Consider the following 22,933-nt stretch of genomic DNA (forward strand, 5'->3'; position numbering starts at 1 on the left):
CACGAGCAGATGGTATCGACAACGAAAGTAGGGGGTCGGACCAGCCGGTGGTCAGATGTGCCGGACCGGTCCGGATTTCTAGGTTCTACGGTATGAGTGACGCGATCCTGCACTTCGCCGGTGAACTGATGTCCTCGTGGTGGATCTACCTCGCGTTGTGGGGTTTCGCCGCGCTGGACGGGTTCTTCCCCGCGATCCCCAGCGAGACCCTGGTCGTCACGGCCGGCGTCTTCGCCGCCTCCACCGGCGAACCCAACCTGTACGCCGTCATCCTGGTTGCAGCTGTCGGCGCGTTCGTCGGCGACCACGTGTCGTACGTGCTGGGCCGCGGCGCCGGCGGCCGGCTACTGGACCGCGTCAAACCAGGAACCCGTCGCTCTGCTGCCATTCTCTGGGCCCGCGCCGCATTGGACGAACGCGGACCACTCGTCCTCGTCGTAGCCCGTTACATCCCCGGCGGCCGCACCGCGGTCACGCTGACGATGGGCTCGGTCCGCTACCCACTACGCCGCTTCACACCGTTCGCAGCGGTGGCCGCGATCAGCTGGGGCCTGTACTGCACGCTGGTCGGCTACATCGGCGGCAAGGCCTTCGAGGACAACCCGCTGAAAGGGGTTGTCCTCGGTATCGGCCTCGCGCTGGCGGTCACACTCGTCGTCGAGTTGGTCCGCCACCGCCTGCGCCGCAGGCCTCGACCTCAGGTCGAGCCTGAGCTCAGCGTGGAGTATTCAGAGCGGTCGTGATCTGCTCGGAGACCTTCGCGGCCAGCTCCAGGGCGGCGCGGCGGGTGGCCGGCTGCAGGGCGGAGTGGTCGAGCGGTCCCTCGGCGGCGATGTGCATGTCGGTCGGGATGTCGATGACCGCCGCCGCCCGCGACTCGAAGTACGGCCGGAGCTGCTTCTCGACGTCCTTGTTCACGTCGCCCGGACCGTTCGAGACCGCGATCACCGCGCGCCGGATCAGCCGCTGCGCCTCGGGGCCCTGGTTGTCGAGCTCCTCCAGCATCTGCACGGCGGCCGCGCAGGACAGGCTCTTCCACTTGATCGGGATGACCAGGGCATCGGCCGCCTTCATCGCCTCGCGCCAGTTGCTGGAGCCCTCGTTGTTCCCGGTGTCGATCACGAGCACTTTGTAGAACCGGCTCAGCAGGCGGTGGATCTGGTCGAAGTCCTTCGCCTCGATCTGCGCGTACGTCGTGGTCGCGGACGTCAGTACGTCGTACTGACCGGCGACCTGGTGCCGCAGGTAGGCCGCGACGTCACCGAGGCGGGCGTCCGGCTGGGTCAGCATCGGCATCGCCTGCAGCATGTCCGTGACCGTGGACCGGCTGTTGGTGTCGTGCGTACGCAGGTGCATGTTGCCGCGCAGCTCGTTGTTGTCCCACGCGACCACACCGCCACCACGGGCCTGGCCGAGCGCGCCGGACAGCAGCAGCGTGGTCGGCGTCTTGCCGGAGCCGCCCTTGGGGTTCGCGACGACGATCGTCACCGGGCGGCGGAAGGCCGTCGCCGCGGTCGCGCGGGCGAGCCGCTCGGAGCGTTCCGACGTTCCCGGACGGAGCTTCAACATGCTCCGGACGCCGCGCTCGGCCGGGGCTTCGCGCGGCAGCGGCAGGGCCTGGATCAGGTCGTCGGTGCGGAACGACAGGTTCTGCGGCGGTTGCGGGGCCTGCTGCTGGCCGGGGATGCCCTGCGGGAAGAAGTGCTGCGCGGCCGGGGACAACGGCTGGCCCGGGTTCTGGCCTCCCTGACCCTGCTGGAACTGGCCTGGCTGCGGCTGACCTGGCTGCGGCTGGGCCGCTTGGGTCGGCTGTGCAGGGGGCGGCGTGGGCTGCTGGTCCTGGTTCTGGAACGAGGAGCCGCCGAAGACCGGGGCGTCGTGCTGGGGCTCATCGGTCGCCGGGACGACGTCCTCCTCGTCGTCAGCCTCCGGCTGGCTCCACGAGGAGGCTGCGGAATCAGGCACCGGCTGCGCCCAGGACGGGGCCGGCGGGGTCGTCTGCGGCTGGGTCCACGGCGCCGGCTGGTCGACGGGCTTCGCGGACCACGAGTCGCCCGGGAAGTCCTGGGACAGCGCGTCCGCCGGCTCGGCGGCGTCCTCGGTCTTCTCCTCGACGGCCTCGTTGTCGTCCGGCTGGGTCCAGGAGGGGGTCGGCTGCCACATTCTCCGGACCTCGGCCGCCGCCGCTTCCCGGTCCTTGTGCTGTCCGGAGTTGTGCGAGTCGGTCACGACCTGGATCCCCGATTCTGTCAGAGGGGGCGGGTGGCCCCTGGAGCTTGCTGGGTGGTCCCGGAGGTGAGGTCCCCAGGAGGGTCCACTATCCCATGACCGGGTGTCCTCACAACGTCACCACCCGGAGCGTCAGGTCACGAGACCGGCCTCGTAGGCCACGATCGCGGCCTGGACCCGGTTCTTCACCCCGAGACGTTGCAGGATCGCGCTCACGTACGCCTTGACAGTGCCCTCGACGAGGTAGAGGCGGCCCGCGATCTCGGCGTTCGACAAGCCCGCGCCGACCAGGCCGAGGACGTCCAGTTCGCGCGGCGTCAGGACGGCGATCTGCTCCTTCGCGGCCGCCGCCCGGGCCATCGCTCCCCCGCCCGCCCCGGCGCTCAGCTCGGCGATCACCCGCTGCGCGACCTTCGGCGACAGGTACGCGGCGCCGTCGGCGACCGCCTTCAGACCCGCGATCAACTCGCGCGGATCGCCGGACTTCAGCAGGAACCCGCTGGCGCCGTCGCCGAGCGCCCGGGCGATGTACGCGTCCTCGGAGAACGTGGTGAGTACGACGACGGCCGTCTCCGGCACGGTCCGCCGGATCTCCGCGCCGGCCGCGAGCCCGTCCATCCGGGGCATCCGGATGTCCAGTACGGCGACGTCCGGGCGGTGCCGCCGGACCGCTTCGACCGCCTCGACGCCGTCGGCCGCCTCGGCGACGACCTCGATCTCGTCGTCGGTGCCGAGGATCGCGCGGACACCGGCCCGCACCATCGCCTCGTCGTCGGCGAGCATCACCCTGATCATCGATTGCCTTCCGGGGTCGGTGGGACAGAGCCGCTCTGTACGACGGCCTTGGCGACCAGTGCGCCGTTCGCGAAGCACAGGCGGTACACGTAGTTGCTGGTGAAGGGAGGCGCCGGACGGTAGTACTGACAGGTCCAGCCGTTCGGTGGGGTGTAGCCCTGTGTCGGTGCGTCGATCATCTGCATGCGCGGGAGCACTTTGGCCACCTCCTGCTTCGACTGGCCGATGGCGAGCGTGTCGTACTCGGCCGGCTTCAAGATCGCGCTGTAGCCGGCGAGCAAGTAGTAGCCGAGGGCAACCGCGCCGATGAGAACTCCCAGCAGCACCGGGGCAGCGATCGCCGTGATCAGTCCGCGGCGGGCGCTTCGTCGTACCGTTGCTCGTTCTACTGCTGCAGTAGGCGGCTCAGGACGGCCGCCGGCGCAGGGCATCGTGGCCGTCACCTGGAAACCGCCATGTGGTTGCTTGGCAGCCGTTAGTGATCCGCCCGCCAAGCGGACGCGCTCTCGTAGCCCGTCGAGACCACGGCCTCCTGACGGTGCATCGACGGGCTTGGTGGCTCCCGTGTCGGTTATGTCTACCTGGACGTTGTCGTCGCGTGTGGTGACGGTGACGGTGACAGCGGCGCCCGGCGCGTGCTTGCTGGCGTTGGTCAAGGACTCCTGCACGACCCTGTGGACAGCACGGTCGACCATGGGTGCCAGTACGTCGTCCACTTGCTCAGTGAGCTGCACAGACAGCCCGGACGCCACAGCCCGGTCCACCAGTGCGCGCACTGATTCGTCGTGCGGCATGGTGGGCGCGTCTTGATCCCGCAGTACGCCGACGATCTCGCCGAGACGCTCCGTGGCCGTTCCTGCTGCCTGCCTCAGCTCCCCGGCTGCCAGGCGGTGCTGCTCGGGCAAGGACGGGTCCAGCTCGAGGGCTGCTGCTCGCAGTGCGATCAGGCTGAGCTCATGGCCGACCGAGTCGTGCATGTCCTCAGCGATCCGGGAGCGTTCGCGTAGACGTTCCTGGTTGATCTCCAGTTGCAGGCGCTCTGCCCGCTCCCAGCCTGCTGTTGCGAGCAGGGCCTGCTGTGCGCGGTATCGACCGATCAGCCAGGGCAGTACGACGACAAGTAGTGAGGACAGGAGCGTTATGAGCCAGGTCAGGATCGCTTCTGTTGCCAGGCGCGCTGTCAGAGCGAGTACGAGCATTCCTAGCAACGACATGACGCACAGGAGCACGAAGTGCCTGAGCTGTGTCGCTCTGCGGCCAGCCAGGTAGCTCAGCACGCTGACGGCCGGTATCAGGGCGATCTGCACGCCGTTCGACGAGCCAAGGGCGAAGGCCAGTACGACGATCTCTGTCCACGCGACGACGCCCAGTGCGAGCAACGGCCACCTGCGACGGATGGCGATCGCCAGAGCGAGTACTGCGATGCAGAGCGCGCGGTACCAGTACGGGTCGTTTCGTGCGCCGCTCTCGCCGAGCACGAGGAAGCTCAGTGCGGCCCACAGACCCACGTCCCCCAGGAGCCGCCACTTCATGCGGTAGACGCTACACAGTCGCAGCACCGCGCCCGTACTGCCGAAAGTCAGGTCTCTGCCTCGACCAGCTCGAACGGCACGTACGAGATGTTCGGTACGGGTTCACCGCGAAGCTGGGCGAGCAGAAGGTCGACCGCGCGGTGGCCCATCTCCAGTTCGTTCTGCCGGACGTACAGGTAGGGCGGTCCGCCGATGGAGTCACCTGGCGAGTCGAAGCAGGCCACCACGCGGTCACCGCCCAGCGCCCTGTCGACCATGCGGGCCAGGTTGTACTCACAGGCGACGTACGCCGTCACCTCGGGCATGCGGTCGCGGAACGCGCGGATGACGTCCATCTCCGCGTGCACGCTTTCCGTCGTCGTCGAACCGGGGATCGTGCTGCGCAGGTCGATCAGCTCGTGCGGCCGGCCGCGGCCGGTGAACGCGGAGCGGAAGCCTTCCAGGCGGTCCTCGATCGAGGACGTGTTCACGGGCGGTGGCGAGACGAACGCGATGTGTTCGTGGCCCTGGTCCAGCAGCCGCGTGGTGAGTGCCCTGGCCGCGGCCACGTTGTCGGTGAGGACCGCGGCGACTGGGATGCCGGACAGGTGGCGGTCGACCAGCACGACCGGGAACCCGTCGAGCACCTGCCGCAGCAGGCTGGCGTTGTAGAAGTCGCCGTACACCGGGAAGACGATCAGACCGTCCACGGTCGCGACCAGCGAGTCGACGGCCTTCTCCTCGTCGGTCTGGCGGCCGTGCGTACGCCGTACGACCAGCTGGACCCCGTGCTCCGTACAGCGTTCCTCGATGGCGTTGAACAGGTCCAGCCCGAACGCCTCGGACATGCTCGGAACGATCAGCGCGATCGAACGCGCCTCACGCCGCGGCGTCTGACGCAGCGGGACGGTCAGGTCGGTCAGATCGGGCAGCCGCCGTACGACGAAGGTGCCTTTGCCGCGGACACGCTCCACCAGGCCGGCTTCCCGCAGTACCTCGAGCGAACGCTTCGAGGTGATCCGGCTGACCCCGAACTGGGCCGCCAGCTCCATCTCGGACGGCACCCGGTCCCCCGGGCGCAGCGCACCACGCCGGAGCTGCTCCAGCACGTGAGCACAGATCCGCTCGTACAGCAGCGCCACAGCCCGTCCTCTCCACAACTCCCCGGTTGACATATCCAATCATCCCCGCCAACTGTCGGTGCCGGGTGGCAGCGTGACGACCATGGACATCACCGGACGTACTGCAGTCGTCACCGGAGCCGCGGTCGGCATCGGCCGTGCGATCGCGATCCGCCTCGCCGCGGCCGGGGCCTCGGTGGTGGTCGCGGACCTCGACGGACCGCGCGGCCGGGAAACCTGCCGGCTGATCGGGGCTGCGGCGCGCTTCGTCGAGGTCGATATGCGCGACGACGACGCCGTCCGCGACCTGATGGCATGTCAACCGCAGATCCTGGTCAGCAACGCGGGCGGCGGCGCTGTGCTCACGCCGTGCTTCCCAGACGCTCCAGCCGCGCGCTGGACGGCTTCGCTCGAGGTGAACCTCAGAGCGCCGATGTTCGCCACGCAGCTCGCGCTGCCCGGCATGCAGGCGGCGGGTGGCGGCGCGGTCGTCAATGTCGGGTCGACCGCGGGGCTGGGGTTCGGACCGCATGTCTCGCCGGAGTACAGCGCGGCCAAGGCCGCACTGATCCGGCTCACTGCGACGCTGGCGCCGCTGCACGCCAGCCATGGGGTGCGGGTGAACTGTGTCGTCCCGGACTGGGTCGCGACACCGCGCGGACTTCGCGAGCGCGCCGCCCTGCCGGCGTCTGAGCGCGGCGCTGAGTTGGTTCCGCTGGCGGCGGTGACCGACGCCGTCGTGCGCTTCGTCTCGGACGAGACGCTCGCCGGCCGCGTATTACTCCTGGACCGCGGACAGGAACCACGCTTTCTGGACTAGTCGCGGCCCCCTTCGGCTGACACCATTCCGGCATGACCCGCCCTTCGGTGCCCGCCTTCGCGGTGCGGCCTGTGCTGTCGGTTGCGTTGATCGTCGGAGCGGTACTCACCGCGCTGTCCGGCCGGTACGGGTACCACCGCGACGAGCTGTACTTCCTGGTCGCCGGGCGGCACCTCAGCTGGGGGTACGTCGACCAGCCGCCGCTGACGCCGTTCATCACGAGGGTGTCGACCGCGGTCTTCGGTGACACCGTGATGGGGCTGCGGGTGCTGTCGACGGTGAGCAGCGTCGTGACGATCGTGGTCATCGCACTGCTGGCCCGCGAGTTCGGCAGCGACCGGCGCGGTCAGGTGCTGGCCGCGATCTGCGCCGCGGTGTCGGGGTTCGTGCTCGGGGTCGGACACATGGTGTCGACGGCGACGTACGACCTGCTGGCCTGGATGTTGATCGGACTGTTCGCCGTCAAGCTGCTGCGGACCGGCGACGGTCGCTGGTGGCTGGCGCTCGGTCTGACAGCCGGGATCGCGTTGGAGAACAAGTACCTCGTGGTGCTGCCGATCGGCGCGCTGCTGGTGTCGTTGCTGATCGTCGGGCCGCGGAGCGTCCTGCGATCGTGGTGGGTGCTCGCCGGCGTCGCCGTCGCGGGACTCATCGCGTTGCCGAATGTCGTGTGGCAGTTCCAGCACGACTGGCCGCAACTCAAGGTCGCGGGCGGGATCAGCTCGGACGACGGCACCGAGAACCGGATCATGTTCGTACCGCTGCAGATCCTGCAGCTGTCACCGTTCCTGGTTCCGTTCTGGATCGCGGGATTCCGCCGACTGTGGCGGTCGTTGCCGTGGGCGCGGTCCGTCGCACTGGCGTACCCGGTGCTCTGCGTCGTCGTACTCGCGGTCGGCGGCAAGTCGTACTACGCGCTGCCGCTGCTGCTCGTCCTGGTCGCGGCCGGGTGCGAACCGATACTCAGCTGGGTCGACCGGCGCCGGCGGGCGGCCGTCGTCATGCTCGTCCTGACGGCGTTGACGTCCGCCGTGTTCACCTTGCCCGTACTGCCGGCGTCGGCAGTCGACCTCGTCATCCCGGTGAACAAGGAGCAGGGCGAGCAGATCGGGTGGCCCGCGTTCACGGACGCGGTGGCTGCCGCGTGGTCGCAGGTGCCTGCGTCTGAACGATCCACCGCCACGATCTTCGCCGGCAACTACGGCGAGGCCGGTGCGATCGTCCGCTACGGACCAGCGCGTGGGCTGCCGTCGCCGTACTCGGCGCATATGAGCTTCTGGCAGTGGGCACGCCCACCGGACACGAACACGGGCCCGGTGCTGATCGTCGAGTTGGAGCGGACGCCGATCTTCGAGTCGTACTTCCGCGACTGCAAGCAGGTCGGCACGGTCCAGAGCATCGTGTCGAACGACGAGGACGGTACGGCGCTGGTGCTGTGTGCGGGGCCCGCGGAATCTTGGTCGACGCTGTGGCCGAAGATCCGCCAGTATTACTGACGATGCTTGACTTCGTAGACATCCCGTCCGGCCTGATCTTCCTCCGCGACGACAGGGTCGGGCGGCGGTGGCATGTCGACGTACCTGCGTTCCGCCTGGCTCGATACCCGTTCGCCCGCGACGGGATTCCGCTGACCGGCGTGAGCTGGCACGACGCCGTTGCCCTGTGCAACGAGTTGTCGGTGGCGGACGGGCTGCCGCCCGCGTACACGGCCGACGGCTGGGATCGCTCCTCCCCCGGCTACCGCCTCCCCACCGAGGCCGAATGGCAGCACGCCTGCACCGCGGGCACACCTGCGTACCGGTACGGCCCGCTCGACGAGATCGCCTGGTACGCGGGCAACTCGGGTGGTGCCGTACATCCGGCCGGCGACCGTACGCCGAACGCGTGGGGCCTGCACGACATGCTCGGCAACGTGTGGGAGTGGTGCTGGGACCTGTACGACCCGTCGACGTACGGCGAGTACCGCATCTTCCGCGGCGGCGGCTTCGCCGACCCGGACCGCTCGATCGGCTCCACAGTCCGCCGCCGCTCCCACCCGACCTTCGCCATCGAAGACCTCGGCTTCCGCCTCGCTCAGTCGATCACGGTCTGAGCGCGAGCTTTCCCACGGTGCGGCCGGCCTCGAGTTCGGCGAGCACCTTCGGCCCGTCGGCGAGGTCGTACACGGTCGGCCGTCCCGGCGGGTAGACGCCTGCCGCGATCAGCCGGTCCAGTTCGGCCAGCGTCTCGGCGTACAACTCCGGCGCCTCGCGAATCGTCGTCGGCAGGTGCTGCCCGATGACCTGCACCGGGTGCCTGAAGTTCAGCTCCAGATTGCTCACCACAGCCTCACCGGCCGCGGCCCCGATGACGACAACCTTCCCAGTCACCCGCCGCGCCACCTCAACACTCCGCCGGAACATCACGCCGCCAACGGACTCGAGTACGACGTCGGCACCGCGCCCCGCCGTCAACCGCAGCACCTCCTGGGTGAAGTCGTTGTTTCGGTAGTCGACCGCGTGGTCCGCGCCAACCCGCCGTACGGTCTCGTGCTTCTCCGGTGACGCCGTACCGATGACTGTCGCCCCGTAGTACTTCGCAATCCGCACCGCAGCCTGCCCAACACCACCGGCGGCCGCGTGCACCAACACGAAGTCCCCGCGCTTGACCTGACCCAACCCGCGCAAGGACACCAGCGCTGTAGCCCAGTTCAGCACCAGCCCCAACGCTTCCTCGTCCGTCCACCCCGCCGGCACCGGCACAACCTCGTCCGCCCGCATCACCACGAACTCGGCGAACGCCCCCGCCCCCGTACCGACCACCCGCTCCCCGACCCGGGACGCAACCACCCCGTCCCCCACCGCGACCACTTCCCCGACAGCCTCGAACCCCGCCAGATAAGGCACCACCGGCCCACCGTCGTACGTTCCCCGAGCCTGCATCACGTCGGCAAAGTTCACCCCCGCAACCCCAACCCGCACCAACAAGTCCCCGGCCCCCACCCCCGGCACCCCAACCTCAACCACCCGCAACCCCGCTGCCCCACTCAACACAACCTGCTCCAAAGCCCGCACAACCCACCCCTCCACCAACCAACAGTTCGACCCCAACCATACACATGTTCGCTCCCCATCAAACACTGAGCCGCGCGATCCGAGCGCGTGCGGTCGAGCGAGGCGAAGCCCGGTGGCGAGCACGGGCCAACCCGATCACGACACCTGAGCCGACCAGTCATCCACCCACCCCCGGACAAGGCGAAGTTGTCACACCCGGCCGGCCTTCACCCCGGCGACGAACGAGCGGCGAACTCCACTCCACCAGGCGAACCGACCACCCAACCCGCCCCGAAACCCAAACGAACCTCTTCGGCGGGGTCAGGGTGACCGGCGTCGGCTGGGCCGAGCCATCACCCACCGGGACGTCGGCCCACGAGCTACCAACAGCCAACCCCGCCCCGGGCACATCCGCCCCCCAACCCAGCAGCCGAGCGCAGCGAAGGCACCCCCAACGCAGACATCAGCCCCGACAGCGACCCGAACAACCAGCCCAACCCCGACCCGTGAGCAGACCACCCAACCAGCTAGCCAGCCGACCGAAGCGACCCCAACGCAGACATCAGCCCGGATGGTGACCCGAACAACCAGCCCAACCCCAACGCGTGAGCAGACCGCCCAACCGAGCCCAGCAGCCGAGCGCAGCGAAGGCGTCCCCCGCAGAACATCAGCCCGGACGGCGACCTGAACAACCACCCCAGCCCAAGCAGGTGAGCCACCCGCCCAACCCAACCCAGGAGCCGAGCGAAGCGAAGGCCGCCGAGCGAAGCGAAGGCGCAGGGGGTGCGGGTGGCGAAGCCCCCGCAACGCGGCAAGCGAAGCGCAGCCGCACAAATGACGAAGGCGACGTGGTCAGCGCACGTTAGTGCGCGACACACGTCGCCCATCGCCTTCGTGGACGATACTGGGATCGAACCAGTGACCTCTTCCGTGTCAGGGAAGCGCGCTACCGCTGCGCCAATCGTCCGTCCGGAACACTCACCAACGTGAGGTTCCCGAGGTGGAGACGGGATTCGAACCCGTGTACACGGCTTTGCAGGCCGTTGCCTCGCCTCTCGGCCACTCCACCACTGAGGCTGTTCGACATCTGAGGACGGTGGCCTGCCGAACCCTCTCCGAGCGGACGACCGGGTTCGAACCGGCGACCTCAACCTTGGCAAGGTTGCGCTCTACCAACTGAGCTACGTCCGCGTTGCGCCCGGGTTTTCGTGTCCCCCGGCGCGAGAAGAACATTAGCCCATCTCCGCCCGACTTCAAAAATCGGGGTCCCCCGGTACGTCGACGTACGGTCATCAACTGCTCACGTGGCAACGCCTGCGCGAACCCGGATCGCCTGCGCACTAAGGTGTTCGGCGGAAGGAGCACCACATGCGTATCTGGCTGAACGGCGCCCTGCTGGACGGCGCGGCGACGGTCTCGCCGCTGGACCACGGGCTGACCACGGGTGACGGCGTCTTCGAGACGATCAAGATCGAGAACGGCAGGCCGTTCGCGGTACGCCGGCACCTGGAGCGACTGGTCCGTTCGGCGGTCGGGCTCGGCCTGCCGACGCCGGACGTGGCCGCGATCGAGGACGGCATCGCGACGGTGGTGGCGGCGGATCCGGGTATCCCGTTCGGCCGGCTGCGGATCACGTACACGGGTGGTGTCTCGCCGCTGTCGTCCGACCGCGGTACGGACGGTCCGACGGTGCTGGTCGCGACGCAGGAGATCAAGCGCCCGTCCGCAACGTCGGCGATCGTCACCGTCCCGTGGGTCCGCAACGAACGCAGCGCAGTCGCCGGCCTGAAGACGACGTCGTACGCCGAGAACGTCCGCGCGCTCGCCTACGCGAAGGACCGCGGCGGCAGCGAGGCGATCTTCGCGAACACCGTCGGCCAACTGTGCGAGGGCACCGGTTCGAACATCTTCTGCGTGTACGACGGCGAACTGGTCACGCCGACCCTCGCGTCGGGCGCACTGGCCGGCGTCACGCGCGCCCTGGTCCTGGAGTGGTTCGGCGGCACCGAACGCGACGTACCACTGGAGCAGCTCTCCGAAGCCGAAGAGATCTTCCTCACATCCACCACCCGCGACATCCAAGCCATCCACCGCGCCGACGACCGCACCCTCCCCGCCCCCGGCACCCTCACCGCCCAGGTCGCAAAGATCTTCGCCGAACGCTCCGCCGAGCACCCCAACCCCTAACCCCCGGACCTGCCCCCTGCCCCCTGCCCCCTGCCCCCTGGACCCTGGACCGCAACCCCTGCACCCGGGCCCCAGTCACTCACCAACCAGCACCCAGGCGAGGAGCACGCCCGGTCCCACGCGGGCGCCGAGTCCCACTCCCCGCATCCCAGCGCCGCCCCACACAGTTGATGAGTGCCACACGTCCGCCTTCTCCGAGAAGCCACAGCGCCCCCGGCCAGGCGGACCCCCGCCCGACCCGGATCCCCACGCCATCACAATCGCGTTCCACAAGCCCCGCCCCACGCGAAGCCATCGAACTACCCCGATTGTGATGGCCCGGAGAACCGCACCAGCACTCGCCATAGCTCATGCGGCGAGCAACCCCGCCACACCAGACCTCCCGCCGCACCCCACCCATACGCACAACACAACTCGACCTGCACCCCGCTCGCCCCGCCTCACACCCCCCGACCGCCTCACACAGTCCCCGGCCCGCCCGGGCCGGCCACAGTCCCGCCCGTCAGCCGCACCCGCGGCACCCGACCCCTACCGCGCCCGCATCCCCCTCGGCGAGCACGCCACTCGACGCGCACGCCACTCAGCCCGCAGTCGGCTCAGCTCGTACGACGGTCGACCCGTACGCCACTCGACCCGTACGCCACTCGACCCGGACGCCACTCGACCCGGACGCCACTCGACCCGGACACCATTCGACCGGCAGTCGACTCGGCGAGCACGACACTCGGCCTGCACACCACTCGACCCGTACGTCGCGCCGTCCGTACTCCGCTCGCGTGCAAACCCGCAGCGCCGCACCCGCGACCGCCGTTCCGGCCAGCCTGCCCCAGACCTGCCGACCGGGTCTCCGCTCGGCGGGCTGCACGGACAGCCGACGTGGCTGCGACCGCCCGCGCCCGGATCGCCAGGCCACCACAATCGCAGTCCGCGGAGGTGCACCCGGCGGGTGCGGCCGGGTGCGCGTCCGGGACGCGCCGGTTGTGATGGCGTGCGGAACCGCGCTGGGGTGCTCGCACCAACGGCTGCTACCCGGCCTGACGCGTAGCGCCGGGTAACTCGCGCCGCCCCCGCCGCGAGTGCGGCCGGGGCGGCGGATGTGGTGGTGAGGGGATCGCGGCGGTTACTCGCCGGATGCTTTTCGGCGTTCTCGGTAGGCGGCTACGTGTAAACGGTTGCCACAGGTACGGGCGTCGCAGTAGCGCTTGGACCGGTTGCGAGACAGGTCGATGAGCGCGTCGTCGCAGTCCGGCGCCTCACAGCGGCGCAGGCGTTCGCGCTCCCCCGCCGAGATCACCTGCGCGAGCGCGATCCCGCATTCCACCGTGATCCGGCAGGCCAGCGACGCGCCCGCCCTCGAATAGTGGATGTGCCACGGGTGCCCGTCGTGGTTGGTGAGCCGCGGCGTCGACGTACCGCGCGCGATGATCGCGTTGATCATCGTCGCCGCCGACGCGTCGGAATCAGTCGTGAACACCGGCGCGAACAACGGCCGCAGATCGCGAACCTCGGCCAGGTCCTTCTCCGACAGCGAATCGACCGCGCTGAACTCCCGTTCCTGGACGAACTTCTCCAGCTCCTCCAGGGTCTCGAGCGAATCGACCTGGCTGTTCGGTCCGGGCATGGTGTTGACGAGCCGGACCAGCGTCCCGAGCGCCTGCTCGGTGTCGTGCGAGAAAGTCACAATCACGTCTCCAACGCGACGGGATCTCCGTCCTGGAGCAAGAGTAGCCCGGCCCGATTAGATCGTCGCTGCATCATGCGCTATGGTTTCACCCGCAACACCCCATCAGAAACACCAGCACCACGCCGGGCGATTGGCGCAGTGGTAGCGCGCTTCGTTCACACCGAAGAGGTCACTGGTTCGAACCCAGTATCGCCCACGAAGGCGACAGGCGACGTGTGTCGCGCACTAACGTGCGCTGACCACGTCGCCTTCGTCGTTTTGTGCGGCTGCGCTTCGCTTGCCGCGTTGCGGGGCTTCGCCACCCGCACCCCCTGCGCCTTCGCTTCGCTCGGCTCCCGGGTCAGGTTCGGCGGGTGGCTCACCTGCTGGGTTGGGCTGGGCGGCTCGCTCACCTGCTGGGTTGGGCTGGGCGGTGGCTCACGTGCTCGATTGGGTTCGGCGGGTGGCTCACGTGTTCGGTTGGGTTGGGCGGTCCGGGTCGGGGGCGGGGGTTGGGTGGTTCGGTCGGGGCGGGGTCGGGAGCGGCGCAGGCGAGGTGATCAGTTGCGGCGCGTGCAGGTGTCGGAGGTCTGGAGTTGCGGCTCGCCTTCGGTGGTGGGGCACGGGCTTTGCGGTCTGGAGCGTCGGCATAAGACGAGGGAAAACCGCCGCGCTGAGGGGCTGACGGGGTGCGGGGTGGGTGTCAGAGTGAAGGGCGAGGTGTAATTCGCGCGCACTCAGGAGGCGCCATGTCTGGCTCCCGTTCGTCTCGATCCTCGTCACCTTCGTCATCCTCGGCGTCCTCGTCACCTTCGTCGTCCTCGTCAGCTTCGTTGTCCTCGTCCTCGTCGTCGGCTTCCTCGGATTCCTCGGTGTCCTCGGTGTCCTCGGGATTCTCGGTGGGAGCTAGTCGGCGGGTGTTTTTGGTTGGGTCGGGGGCTGTGGCTGCGGGGGCTGTTGGGGCGGTGTTGGTGGGAGGCTCGGGTGCAGCGGTCGCTGGGGCGGCTGAGTTGGGGCCGACGACGTTTGATCCTCAGTTGCGGGCGTTGCTGCGGAGTGTTGATGCGAGGCGGATCGGTGCGACTGTTCAGCGGCTGACTGAGTTCGGGACCAGGCATACCTTGTCCAGTCAGGACGATCCGGTGCGTGGGATCGGGGCGGCCACGGACTGGGTGGTTGCGGAGATGGAGGCCATCGCTGCGACGTCCGGCGGACGGATGACGGTGGAGCGGCAGTCGTTCATCCAGCCGGTCGCCAGCCGGATCCCCGTACCGACCCGAATCACCAACGTCATCGCCACGTTGAAGGGAACCGCGTCGCCCGAGCGGTTCTACGTCGTCACGGGGCACCTCGACTCGCGAGTCACCGACGTCATGGACGCCGTCAGCGACGCCCCGGGTGCGGACGACGACGGGTCGGGCGTCGCGTGTGTGCTCGAACTCGCCCGGGTGTTCGCGGGCCACCAGTTCCCCGGCACGATCGTCTTCGCGACGGTCGCCGGCGAGGAACAGGGGCTGTACGGCTCCTCGTTCATGGCGCAGCAGATGGCCGCGGCCAGCAACGACGTACAAGGCATGTTCAGCAACGACATCATTGGGGCCAGCCGGTCGTTCGACGGCCACAAACCCGACCCGTTCACCGTACGGATGTTCCTCGAAGGCGTACCGACCAACGTGACCGCCGCCCAGATCTCGTTGCTGCAGTCGACCGGCGGTGAGAACGACGGGCAGGCGCGCCAGCTCGGTCGCTTCGTTCACTCGGTCGCGCCGTACAGCCTGACCGGCATGAACATCCGGCTTGTCTGGCGGCGCGACCGGTACCTGCGCGGCAGCGACCATCTGTCCTTCCAGGGACAGGGCTACCCCGCCGCCAGGTTCACCGAACCGCGGGAGAACTTCAACCACGAGCACCAGGACGTACGGGTCGAGGACGGCGTGCAGTTCGGCGACCTGATCGAATTCGTGGACTTCGACTACATCGCCCGCGTCACCAGGGTGAACGCGGCCGCGCTGTGGGGACTGGCGACCTCGCCCAGTACGCCCAAGAACGCCCAGATCCATACGACGCCGCCCGGCACCCTGTCCGGTACCAACCTCACCACGCTCTCGTGGAACGCCAACCCCGAAGCGGACCTGACCGGGTACGAGGTGGTGCTACGCGAGACCACGGAGTCCGATTGGACCAGCGCGATTCCGGTCGGGAACGTCACCACAGCAACGCTCGACATCTCCAAGGACAACGTGCAGATGGGCATCCGGGCGATGGATCAGAACGGGAACCGTAGCCCGGCCGCGTTCCCACGGCCGGTGGCCTAATCGCACAAGCTCAAGCCTTGTCGAGTTGAGCTACGAGGTCAGCGTCGAGCTGCAGATCGACCGCGGCGAGGGCCTCCTCGAGTTGCGCGATCGACGACAGGCCTACGAGTGGTACGACTCCGTGGTGCATGAGCCACGCGAGTACTACCTGGTTCACCGTTGCGCCCAGGTCACCTGCAGCTTGGCGGAGCGCTTGGAAGCGTACGTACGCAGTCGGGTGGGCGTAGCCGCGCTCGACTGAGAAGGGCCGGTCGGGGCGGGCGTACGAACCTGTTAGGAGGGGCTGGTGCGCGACAAGCGTGACGTCGGGGTGCTCCGCCAGGTAGTCGAAGTGTTCGATGCCTGCGTGCTGGAAGTGCGGTGTGCCGCGGCGCAGGACTCCTTGTAGTGCGGGCGGGTTCGGCCACAGGTAGGTCGCGTGCTGCTGGATGACTGAGTACTGCGAGAGCCCCTGGGCGGCGGCTGTCTGCCGGGCGCGGTCAAGGCGCCACGTGGCCGTGTTGCTGCAGCCGATGAGGTCTACGACACCCCCCGTAACCAGTTGCCCGAATGCCCGTACGGTCTCCTCAAGTGGCGTACTGCGGTCGTCTATGTGCGCGTAGTACAGGTCGATCCTGTCCACGCCCAGCCGCGACAGGCTGCCCTTGACAGCCTCATGCACAACCCCCGCACTCAGCCCTTCCCAGTGCGCATCCCCCGGGTCACCAGGCACAGTCGTACGCGCACCGCACTTCGTAGCGATCACCAGGTCGTCACGGTTACCCCGCGAACGCATCCACTCCCCCAGGAGCTCCTCACTCTCGCCGCCGTCCCCGAGCCACTGGTTGTAGTTGTTCGACGTGTCGATGAACGTCCCACCGGCGTCGACAAACCGGTCCAGAATCGCCACCGCCGTGTCGGCCGGCGTCGACGTACCGAAGTTCATCGCCCCCAGACAGAACGCACTGACAGGCCTGACGTTCCCAAGAGACACCATCCCCCCACCCTGCCTTTTCGACCGCGCTCTAGGTCAAGACGAATCAGACCAGCCAGTTGCCGTGCTCCATCAGGAGGCGGTGGTTCAGTTCGTTGGCCTCTCGCCAGGCCTGGATCTTTGTGGGTGTCACTCGGAAGAACGGGTAGTTCGTGAGCGGGCGGGGGTCGAAGCCGGCCTTCAGCGCGAACGCCTCGCCCTCTGCGTCGGTTACCTCGGCGACCTCGGCTGTGGCGGTGATGTGGATGACGTCGCGGACTTCGCCCAGGGTCAGCTGGAGGAGAGGGTTGGCCAGGAGGTTGCGGGCGGTCGGGTTCGTGCGGGACGTGGACAGGAGCAGCGTGTCGGCGGTCCACAGGAACGAGAGCGGCATCAGGTACGGCGTACCGTCCAGGGAGGCCGTAGCCACCCAGGCGTCGACGTCCTGGTTCAGGCGGGCCAAGGTGTCCTGTTTGCGGACGTCCAACGGGCGGGGTGCTGCCGGCATCGTCGCTCCTCTGTCACATCTGCTGCTCGGGCTCCGTCAAAGCGATGACGGCGCTGAGCCGCACAGTGTGACAGGTGAAAGGTGTGGTCCGGATGACCGGGGACGACTGGCTGGCAACACGGTTCGAGGAGAACCGCGATCGGCTGCGCGCCGTCGCGTACCGGATCCTCGGCTCCGAGCCCGAAGCGGAGGACGCCGTCCAGGAGACGTGGATCCGGCTCAGCCGCAGTGACACCGGCACCATCGACAACCTCGGCGGCTGGCTCACCACGGTCGTCGGGCGGATCTGCCTCGACATGCTGCGCAGCCGCCGCGGCCGGCCCGAACTCCCCGTCGGCGACCACTCCGCCGTACTCGCCGACGACGTCCCTGATCCCGAACTCGAAGCAATCCAGGCCGACTCGGTCGGGCTCGCGCTGCTGGTCGTACTCGAGACGCTGTCGCCGGCCGAGCGGCTCGCCTTCGTACTGCACGACCTCTTCGCCGTACCGTTCGAGGACATCGCGCCGATCATCCGCAAGTCGCCCGCCGCTGCGCGGCAGATCGCCAGCCGGGCCCGACGGCGGGTTCGCGGTACGCCGGAACCGACCGACGTCGACGTCGTACGCCAGAAAGAAGTCGTGAACGCCTTCCTGCTCGCGGCCCGTGGTGCGAACTTCTCGGCGCTGCTCGACGTACTCGACCCCGATGTCGTCGTCCGCGCGGACGCCGGCGCCGGGGCGTACGGGTCGGAGCCGGTCCTCGCCGGAGCAGACGCCGTCGCGCGTGAGTTCACCGGACGGGCCGCGGCCGCGAAACTCGTCCTCGTCGACGGGAAGCCCGGGCTGGTGTGGATGCAGCACGGCGAACCCCTGATTGTGTTCTCTTTCACGGTCACCGACGGGCGTGTCGCCGCCATCGACCTCCGCGGCGACGCCGACTACCTCGAAAGCGTCGATCTCGTGACCTTGAAGGCCTGAACCGGCGGCGTGGCGAGTGGACAGCGCGAATGCCATTCGTACGCCGAACGAGGTGCCTTCAACGGCAACCGAATCCGGTTTTTCCCGGCGCTCAAAGTGCGCTACTGTTCTGCTCTCGCACCGAGCGGAAACGCTCCGGATGCGGCGCGGACGTAGCTCAGTTGGTAGAGCGCAACCTTGCCAAGGTTGAGGTCGCCGGTTCGAACCCGGTCGTCCGCTCGGAGAGGGTCTTCGGCTTTCTACGGTGGAGTGGCCGAGAGGTTAGGCAGCGGCCTGCAAAGCCGTCCACGCGGGTTCGAATCCCGTCTCCACCTCGGGAACCTCACGTCGGTGAGTGTTCCGGACGGACGATTGGCGCAGCGGTAGCGCGCTTCCCTGACACGGAAGAGGTCACTGGTTCGATCCCAGTATCGTCCACGAAGGCGATGGGCGACGTGTGTCGCGCACTAACGTGCGCTGACCACGTCGCCTTCGTCATTTGTGCGGCTGCGCTTCGCTTGCCGCGTTGCGGGGGCTTCGCCACCCGCACCCCCTGCGCCTTCGCTTCGCTCGGCGGCCTTCGCTTCGCTCGGCTCCTGGGTTGGGTTGGGCGGGTGGCTCACCTGTTGGGGTTGGGTTGGGCGGTTCGGTCACCGCCACGTGGAGGTTCTAGGTGTGGCGGGACTGTGCTGCTACTGCGGCTAGGAGGATTACAGCTCCGCAGATAGCTACTGCTGTTAGGTGTTCTTTGAAGAAGAGGATGCCTATGGCTGTGGCTATTACTGGTTCCAGTAGGGCTATTACTGCTGCGGTGGAGGGCTTCAGGGTTCTTAGGCCTTCGTAGAAGAGGGTGTAGGCGAGGGCTGTGGGGACCAGGCCGAAGTAGGCGACCAGGAGCCAGCCTGTGGTGGTGGTTGGGAGGGTGGCGAAGGGGGCTAGGAACAGTGCTCCTGCTACGAAGCCCAGGAGGGCCGTGGTTTGGGGGTCTTGGGTGTTGCGGTTCAGGAGGGTGGTCAGGGAGTAGCCGGCGGCTGAGGCTACGGCGGCTGCTATGCCTACCAAGTTGGTGGAGCCTGTGGTTGCGGTCAGCAGGGTTAGGCCGACCAGGGCTGCGGCGGTTGCGCTGGTTGGGCGTTCTCTCGTTGCCAGCGTGATGATCAGCGGCGCTGTGCCCAGGGAGATCACCGTGGCTATGCCGACGCCTACCAGTGGGATTGCCGTGAAGTAGCCGAGTTGGCAGATGGCCAGGCCGACGCCGGTGAAGACGTCGCGGGGTCTTGGGCGGATGGGGGTGCGGGTGCGCCTTGCGAGGCGTACCAAGGCCAGCCAGGCTGCTGCGGCTGCTAGGCGCCAGAAGGAGGTGGAGAGCGGCGTGAGGCCTGCGTCCTGTAGTAGGGCGCCGGTTGGGCCGCCTGTGCCCCAGGCCAGGGCGGCGAGGACTACTAGGGCTAGGGCACGCCTGGTCGAGACGCGTTGGTGCATCGGGTGCTCCGGGTGTTCGCAATGGGTGGTGGGGCGTCTGCGAACAGCCCGAAGGAGCTCAGGTCGTAGCGACCTGAGCGGTGGGGGTGGCCGTCCGCTAAGCGGCGGCCGGCGGGGTGATGATTCGATGCATGGGAGGGACCCTAACCGTGGCCCAGGCAGTTGAGCCAGCGGATTACATGCGGAGGTAGGAGCCGCCGTTGAAGTCGAGGACGGTGCCGGTGGCGAACTCGGCCTCGGGGCTGGCCAGGTAGAGGATGGCGGCAGCGACTTCGGACGGGTCTGCTACTCGTTCCAGGGGGCTTTCGAGGCGGCGGCGGTCGTAGCCTTCGCCGGCCAGGTTCACCGCGGCCATGTCGGTCACCGTCCAGCCGGGCGCGATCGCTGTGACGGCGATTCCTGAAGGCCCGAGAGCGCGGGCCAGGGATTGGGTGAACGAGACGATGGCCGCCTTCGAGGCACCGTACGCGGGCTGGTTCGGTTCGCCGCGGAAGGCGCCTCGCGAGGACACGTTGACGATCCGGCCGCCGCGAGTCATGTGCCGGACGGCACACCACGTAACGTTGGCGGGTCCAACGAGATTGACGGCCAGCGTGTCGGTCCACGCCTGTTGCCATTCGGCGTACGTCGTCTCGCGGATGCGGTGCGGGTGGTAGACGCCGGCGTTGTTCACCAGTACGTCGATGCTGCCCAACGCGGACGCGGCGTCCGACACCATCGTCTCGATGGCGTCCGGGTCCGCCAGATCCGCGGGCACCGCGAGGTGGCCGGAGCCGGGGAGCTCCTTCACCACCTGGGCGGCCGCCTCGGCGGAGGAGCTGTAGTGCACCGCCACCCTGTCCCCCGCGGCGGCGAAGGCTCGCGCCGTCGCCGCACCGATCCCCCGAGAAGCTCCCGTCACCAGCACCGATCGGTTCATACAACCGATCCTTTCATCACCGAATGCGAGCTTCGACCAGCAGAGCCGCTTACTTGGGCCGGGATTTAAAGTCGCGACGGTAGGCCTTCGTGTCGCGCGCCCACTCCTTCCGCGCCTCCGAGCGAAGCCGAGCATCAGAACGACGTGCCATGTACGCCGCCTCCCGCTGCAGCTTTACCCAGCTGTCGTAGCGCCGGTACGGCAGCGAGCCATCCTCGAGCGCCGCTTGTACCGCGCACCCAGGCTCGGTCACGTGCCCGCAATCCTTGAACCTGCAGGAGGCTGCGAGCACCGTGACATCCGGGAATGCCGCCGCCAGCCCTTCGCCCGACTCCTGCAGACCGATCCCTCGCAGCCCGGGCGTGTCGATCACGACGCCGCCCTCAGGCAAGACGATCAGCTCGCGCCGCACGGACGTGTGGCGGCCCTTCCCGTCCTCCCGGATCTCCTGTACGTCCAGCAGCTCTACCCCAGCGAGCGCGTTGACCAACGATGACTTGCCTGCACCGCTCGACCCGAGCAACGCCACCGTCGCGTTGCCGTCGAGCAACGCGCGCACGGCTTCCAGACCGTCGCCGGTCTGAGCGCTGCACACCAGCACGTCGGCGCCCGGCGCAGCCATCGCCACATCCTCGGCCAGGCCGTCCGCATCACTGACGAGGTCCGATTTGGTCAACACCACGACAGGACGCGCTCCGCTTTCCCACGCCAGCGCCAGGAAACGCTCGATCCGGACGATGTTGGGCTCCGGTACGAGACCGACGACAATCGCGATGACGTCGACGTTGGCAGCAAGCACCTGGCCCCGTGACGAGCCGCCGACCTCCGCCCGGACGATCGCGGTCCGACGTGGTAACACGGACTCCAGCGTGATCCGGTCGTCGGACCAGAACCGGAGGACTGCCCAGTCCCCAGTGCACGGGCCGGCCTGTGGGTCGTTGGCGACTGCGGTCAGAAGTCCGCCGGACCAGGTCGCCCGAACGGGTCCGCGCTCAGTGAGCACGGTCGCCAGGCCTTTGTCGACCCGGCTGACTCGTCCCGGCACGACATCGTCCGGGAGGGACCTGAGAGCATCGGCCATGGACTCGTCGAGTCCTAGGGCCTGAAGCGTGACTGACATGCGACGAACCTTTCAGAGGGCCCGGCCGCCAGATCAGATCAGAGCGGACGGGCAGTATAGGAGACAGCGGCCTGTCGGCCTCGCGAGCTCATGGCGGGTGCCTCCCTTCCGGTCCGAGGCGGTCCTGAGCGAGGACCGCGTGTCGTACTCAGCCTAGGTCTTCGGCCTCGCCGTGCGCACCGGATTATCCGCCGAAGTGGGCTCCCGTACACCATCAACCTCAGATTCAGGATCTTCGGTGGACTGCTTCTGCGCTGTCGGCCGCGGGATTGGCCTCGGGTGCTCGGTCAGCGCGACCAGCTTCCGCGCGGCCTCTGCCTCCGGGCGTTCCTCTGACTCGACCGGTGTCAACGGATGGTCGTGGTGCGGCTCCGGCTCCGCCTTCATCACGGGCTCGACCTCGTCCTCCTCGGCGACGGGCTTGACCTCCGCGACATGCGCCTTGTGCGGCCACAGGCGGTCCACTACAGCATTGAGCGCAGCACCGATCAGTACGGCGATCGCGGTCATGTACAGCCACATCAGTACGGCGATGGGCGCCGCAAGTGGCCCGTAGATCGACGTACCGCCCACTGTGCTCTGCAGGATCCACCGGAGCACGAAGCTGCCCAGGATCCAGATCGACAACGCCAGGAAAGACCCCGGCAAGTCGGAGACCCACGGCGTCCGGACGGGAACGGACAGGTGGTACAGGGTGTTCAAGAAGCCCGCAGACAGGATCGTGACGACGGGCCAGTACAGCTGGTTCAGGAAGTCGAGACGGTGGGGCAGCAGGTCGTTGACGGCGTCCGGACCGGCCAGCACCAGCGGCAGCACGATCACACCGATGACCAGCGCTGCGCAGTACAGGCTGAAGGACAGCGCGCGGGTCCGGACGATGCCGCGCTTGCCGCCCATCCCGTACATGATCGTGATGGTGTCGACGAACACGTTCAGCGCCCGGCTGCCGGACCACAGCGAGAGCACGAAACCGATCGAGATCACGTCCGGCCGGCCGCCGTTCAGCACCTGGTCCAGGGTCGGCGAGATGACGCTCTTGATCGAGTCGTCGGTCAGCGCCCGGGCCGCCAGGTCGACGATCTGCTGCTTGATGTCGTTGATCGTCTCGACCTCGAACCACTTGCTCGCGATGTAACCGAGCGAGCCGGCCAGCCCGAAGATCAGCGGCGGCAGCGAGAGGATCGCGAAGAACGCCCCCTCCGCAGCCAGACCGGTGACCCGGTAGCGCAGACAGACCCCGATGGTCTGGGTGAGCAGCTTCCAGGTCGTCGCGGGGATCTTCCGGACCCATGCCAATGAGAGGGAGCTCCCACCAGTGGGTCCTGCCCCAGAACGTGCCAT

General features: G+C 68.2%; 19 protein-coding genes and 7 tRNA genes. 11 read left to right on the forward strand and 15 right to left on the reverse strand.

Annotated features, from left to right (window positions below; all coding sequences use genetic code 11):
- Positions 1 to 92: 92 nt before the first annotated feature.
- Entirely contained in the window at positions 93 to 743 is a 651-nt protein-coding gene (locus ACFYRU_RS22395; RefSeq protein ID WP_387661963.1) for a DedA family protein, read from the forward strand.
- Here the strand turns inward: ACFYRU_RS22395 and ACFYRU_RS22400 are convergent.
- The 4 genes from ACFYRU_RS22400 to ACFYRU_RS22415 form a co-directional block, all read right to left on the reverse strand.
- A complete protein-coding gene (locus ACFYRU_RS22400; RefSeq protein WP_387661964.1) occupies positions 715 to 2,229 on the reverse strand; it encodes an AAA family ATPase in 1,515 nt (504 codons plus the stop codon). The two genes, ACFYRU_RS22395 and ACFYRU_RS22400, sit on opposite strands and share 29 nt — an antisense overlap.
- Before the next feature lie 132 nt (positions 2,230 to 2,361).
- Positions 2,362 to 3,024 (reverse strand): response regulator, encoded by a 663-nt coding sequence (locus ACFYRU_RS22405; protein ID WP_387661966.1) that lies wholly within the window; start codon positions 3,022 to 3,024, stop codon positions 2,362 to 2,364.
- On the reverse strand, positions 3,021 to 4,556 hold the full coding sequence (locus ACFYRU_RS22410; RefSeq protein WP_387661968.1) for a sensor histidine kinase: 1,536 nt from the start codon (positions 4,554 to 4,556) through the stop codon (positions 3,021 to 3,023). The genes ACFYRU_RS22405 and ACFYRU_RS22410 overlap by 4 nt, the downstream gene beginning before the upstream one ends.
- Before the next feature lie 47 nt (positions 4,557 to 4,603).
- Positions 4,604 to 5,677: a LacI family DNA-binding transcriptional regulator gene (locus ACFYRU_RS22415; protein WP_387661969.1), complete on the reverse strand. Its 1,074-nt coding sequence runs from the start codon at positions 5,675 to 5,677 to the stop codon at positions 4,604 to 4,606.
- A gap of 82 nt (positions 5,678 to 5,759) precedes the next feature.
- Between ACFYRU_RS22415 and ACFYRU_RS22420 the strand changes: the two genes are divergently transcribed.
- The 3 genes from ACFYRU_RS22420 to ACFYRU_RS22430 are packed head-to-tail and all read left to right on the forward strand — an operon-like array spanning position 5,760 to position 8,568.
- Entirely contained in the window at positions 5,760 to 6,476 is a 717-nt protein-coding gene (locus tag ACFYRU_RS22420; protein WP_387662930.1) for an SDR family NAD(P)-dependent oxidoreductase, read from the forward strand.
- A gap of 32 nt (positions 6,477 to 6,508) precedes the next feature.
- Positions 6,509 to 7,972: an ArnT family glycosyltransferase gene (locus ACFYRU_RS22425; protein ID WP_387661971.1), complete on the forward strand. Its 1,464-nt coding sequence runs from the start codon at positions 6,509 to 6,511 to the stop codon at positions 7,970 to 7,972.
- A gap of 2 nt (positions 7,973 to 7,974) precedes the next feature.
- Positions 7,975 to 8,568, forward strand: coding sequence for a formylglycine-generating enzyme family protein (locus ACFYRU_RS22430; protein WP_387661973.1), 594 nt, complete (start codon positions 7,975 to 7,977; stop codon positions 8,566 to 8,568).
- Here the strand turns inward: ACFYRU_RS22430 and ACFYRU_RS22435 are convergent.
- From ACFYRU_RS22435 to ACFYRU_RS22450, 4 genes are all read right to left on the reverse strand, one after another.
- Entirely contained in the window at positions 8,558 to 9,544 is a 987-nt protein-coding gene (locus ACFYRU_RS22435) for a zinc-binding dehydrogenase (RefSeq protein WP_387661975.1), read from the reverse strand. The two genes, ACFYRU_RS22430 and ACFYRU_RS22435, sit on opposite strands and share 11 nt — an antisense overlap.
- Positions 9,545 to 10,403: 859 nt before the next feature.
- Positions 10,404 to 10,475: transfer RNA gene (locus ACFYRU_RS22440), tRNA-Val, on the reverse strand.
- Positions 10,476 to 10,506: 31 nt separating this feature from the next.
- Positions 10,507 to 10,577, reverse strand: a tRNA-Cys gene (locus tag ACFYRU_RS22445).
- A 49-nt stretch (positions 10,578 to 10,626) separates the two neighbouring features.
- Positions 10,627 to 10,699 (reverse strand) — tRNA-Gly (locus ACFYRU_RS22450).
- A 177-nt stretch (positions 10,700 to 10,876) separates the two neighbouring features.
- Here ACFYRU_RS22450 and ACFYRU_RS22455 point away from each other — a divergent pair.
- Positions 10,877 to 11,695 carry an aminotransferase class IV gene (locus ACFYRU_RS22455; RefSeq protein WP_387661977.1) on the forward strand — a complete coding sequence of 273 codons (819 nt, stop codon included), beginning with the start codon at positions 10,877 to 10,879 and terminating at the stop codon, positions 11,693 to 11,695.
- 1,120 nt (positions 11,696 to 12,815) lie between these two features.
- On the opposite strand, the gene ACFYRU_RS22460 is transcribed toward ACFYRU_RS22455, so the two are convergent.
- Positions 12,816 to 13,382: a CGNR zinc finger domain-containing protein gene (locus tag ACFYRU_RS22460; RefSeq protein ID WP_387661979.1), complete on the reverse strand. Its 567-nt coding sequence runs from the start codon at positions 13,380 to 13,382 to the stop codon at positions 12,816 to 12,818.
- Positions 13,383 to 13,503: 121 nt separating this feature from the next.
- Between ACFYRU_RS22460 and ACFYRU_RS22465 the strand changes: the two genes are divergently transcribed.
- Positions 13,504 to 13,575, forward strand: a tRNA-Val gene (locus tag ACFYRU_RS22465).
- A 925-nt stretch (positions 13,576 to 14,500) separates the two neighbouring features.
- Positions 14,501 to 15,673 carry a M20/M25/M40 family metallo-hydrolase gene (locus tag ACFYRU_RS22470; RefSeq protein WP_387661981.1) on the forward strand — a complete coding sequence of 391 codons (1,173 nt, stop codon included), beginning with the start codon at positions 14,501 to 14,503 and terminating at the stop codon, positions 15,671 to 15,673.
- Between the two features lie 10 nt (positions 15,674 to 15,683).
- On the opposite strand, the gene ACFYRU_RS22475 is transcribed toward ACFYRU_RS22470, so the two are convergent.
- Both ACFYRU_RS22475 and ACFYRU_RS22480 read right to left on the reverse strand, forming a co-directional pair.
- On the reverse strand, positions 15,684 to 16,649 hold the full coding sequence (locus tag ACFYRU_RS22475) for an aldo/keto reductase (protein WP_387661982.1): 966 nt from the start codon (positions 16,647 to 16,649) through the stop codon (positions 15,684 to 15,686).
- 43 nt (positions 16,650 to 16,692) lie between these two features.
- The gene (locus ACFYRU_RS22480) at positions 16,693 to 17,133 is read right to left on the reverse strand and encodes a pyridoxamine 5'-phosphate oxidase family protein (protein WP_387661984.1); all 441 of its coding nucleotides are present in this window, start codon (positions 17,131 to 17,133) and stop codon (positions 16,693 to 16,695) included.
- A gap of 92 nt (positions 17,134 to 17,225) precedes the next feature.
- Here ACFYRU_RS22480 and ACFYRU_RS22485 point away from each other — a divergent pair, with 92 nt between their 5' ends.
- From ACFYRU_RS22485 to ACFYRU_RS22500, 4 genes are all read left to right on the forward strand, one after another.
- Positions 17,226 to 18,092 carry a sigma-70 family RNA polymerase sigma factor gene (locus tag ACFYRU_RS22485; RefSeq protein ID WP_387661986.1) on the forward strand — a complete coding sequence of 289 codons (867 nt, stop codon included), beginning with the start codon at positions 17,226 to 17,228 and terminating at the stop codon, positions 18,090 to 18,092.
- Positions 18,093 to 18,238: 146 nt separating this feature from the next.
- Positions 18,239 to 18,311 (forward strand) — tRNA-Gly (locus ACFYRU_RS22490).
- 24 nt (positions 18,312 to 18,335) lie between these two features.
- Positions 18,336 to 18,406: transfer RNA gene (locus ACFYRU_RS22495), tRNA-Cys, on the forward strand.
- 31 nt (positions 18,407 to 18,437) lie between these two features.
- A tRNA-Val gene (locus ACFYRU_RS22500) sits at positions 18,438 to 18,509 on the forward strand.
- A 231-nt stretch (positions 18,510 to 18,740) separates the two neighbouring features.
- Here ACFYRU_RS22500 and ACFYRU_RS22505 read toward each other — a convergent pair.
- From ACFYRU_RS22505 to ACFYRU_RS22520, 4 genes are all read right to left on the reverse strand, one after another.
- Complete coding sequence (locus tag ACFYRU_RS22505; protein WP_387661988.1) at positions 18,741 to 19,553, reverse strand: EamA family transporter; 813 nt, start codon at positions 19,551 to 19,553, stop codon at positions 18,741 to 18,743.
- 175 nt (positions 19,554 to 19,728) lie between these two features.
- On the reverse strand, positions 19,729 to 20,472 hold the full coding sequence (locus ACFYRU_RS22510) for an SDR family NAD(P)-dependent oxidoreductase (RefSeq protein ID WP_387661990.1): 744 nt from the start codon (positions 20,470 to 20,472) through the stop codon (positions 19,729 to 19,731).
- A 49-nt stretch (positions 20,473 to 20,521) separates the two neighbouring features.
- Positions 20,522 to 21,592, reverse strand: coding sequence for a ribosome small subunit-dependent GTPase A (gene rsgA / locus ACFYRU_RS22515; RefSeq protein ID WP_387661992.1), 1,071 nt, complete (start codon positions 21,590 to 21,592; stop codon positions 20,522 to 20,524).
- A gap of 153 nt (positions 21,593 to 21,745) precedes the next feature.
- Positions 21,746 to 22,933: a YhjD/YihY/BrkB family envelope integrity protein gene (locus ACFYRU_RS22520; RefSeq protein WP_387661994.1), complete on the reverse strand. Its 1,188-nt coding sequence runs from the start codon at positions 22,931 to 22,933 to the stop codon at positions 21,746 to 21,748.

Source organism: Kribbella sp. NPDC004536 (genome assembly GCF_042873835.1).
Taxonomy (GTDB): Bacteria; Actinomycetota; Actinomycetes; order Propionibacteriales; family Kribbellaceae; genus Kribbella.

Bases quoted from the DNA above. Each gene is read 5' to 3' on its own strand.
- ACFYRU_RS22455 (WP_387661977.1), top strand. From the start codon at position 10,877: ATGCGTATCTGGCTGAACGGCGCCCTGCTGGACGGCGCGGCGACGGTC.
- ACFYRU_RS22520 (WP_387661994.1), bottom strand. From the start codon at position 22,933: ATGGCACGTTCTGGGGCAGGACCCACTGGTGGGAGCTCCCTCTCATTG.
- ACFYRU_RS22480 (WP_387661984.1), bottom strand. From the start codon at position 17,133: ATGCCGGCAGCACCCCGCCCGTTGGACGTCCGCAAACAGGACACCTTG.
- rsgA (WP_387661992.1), bottom strand. From the start codon at position 21,592: ATGTCAGTCACGCTTCAGGCCCTAGGACTCGACGAGTCCATGGCCGAT.
- ACFYRU_RS22405 (WP_387661966.1), bottom strand. From the start codon at position 3,024: ATGATCAGGGTGATGCTCGCCGACGACGAGGCGATGGTGCGGGCCGGT.
- ACFYRU_RS22425 (WP_387661971.1), top strand. From the start codon at position 6,509: ATGACCCGCCCTTCGGTGCCCGCCTTCGCGGTGCGGCCTGTGCTGTCG.
- ACFYRU_RS22505 (WP_387661988.1), bottom strand. From the start codon at position 19,553: ATGCACCAACGCGTCTCGACCAGGCGTGCCCTAGCCCTAGTAGTCCTC.
- ACFYRU_RS22475 (WP_387661982.1), bottom strand. From the start codon at position 16,649: ATGGTGTCTCTTGGGAACGTCAGGCCTGTCAGTGCGTTCTGTCTGGGG.
- ACFYRU_RS22485 (WP_387661986.1), top strand. From the start codon at position 17,226: ATGACCGGGGACGACTGGCTGGCAACACGGTTCGAGGAGAACCGCGAT.
- ACFYRU_RS22410 (WP_387661968.1), bottom strand. From the start codon at position 4,556: ATGAAGTGGCGGCTCCTGGGGGACGTGGGTCTGTGGGCCGCACTGAGC.
- ACFYRU_RS22420 (WP_387662930.1), top strand. From the start codon at position 5,760: ATGGACATCACCGGACGTACTGCAGTCGTCACCGGAGCCGCGGTCGGC.
- ACFYRU_RS22510 (WP_387661990.1), bottom strand. From the start codon at position 20,472: ATGAACCGATCGGTGCTGGTGACGGGAGCTTCTCGGGGGATCGGTGCG.
- ACFYRU_RS22395 (WP_387661963.1), top strand. From the start codon at position 93: ATGAGTGACGCGATCCTGCACTTCGCCGGTGAACTGATGTCCTCGTGG.
- ACFYRU_RS22430 (WP_387661973.1), top strand. From the start codon at position 7,975: ATGCTTGACTTCGTAGACATCCCGTCCGGCCTGATCTTCCTCCGCGAC.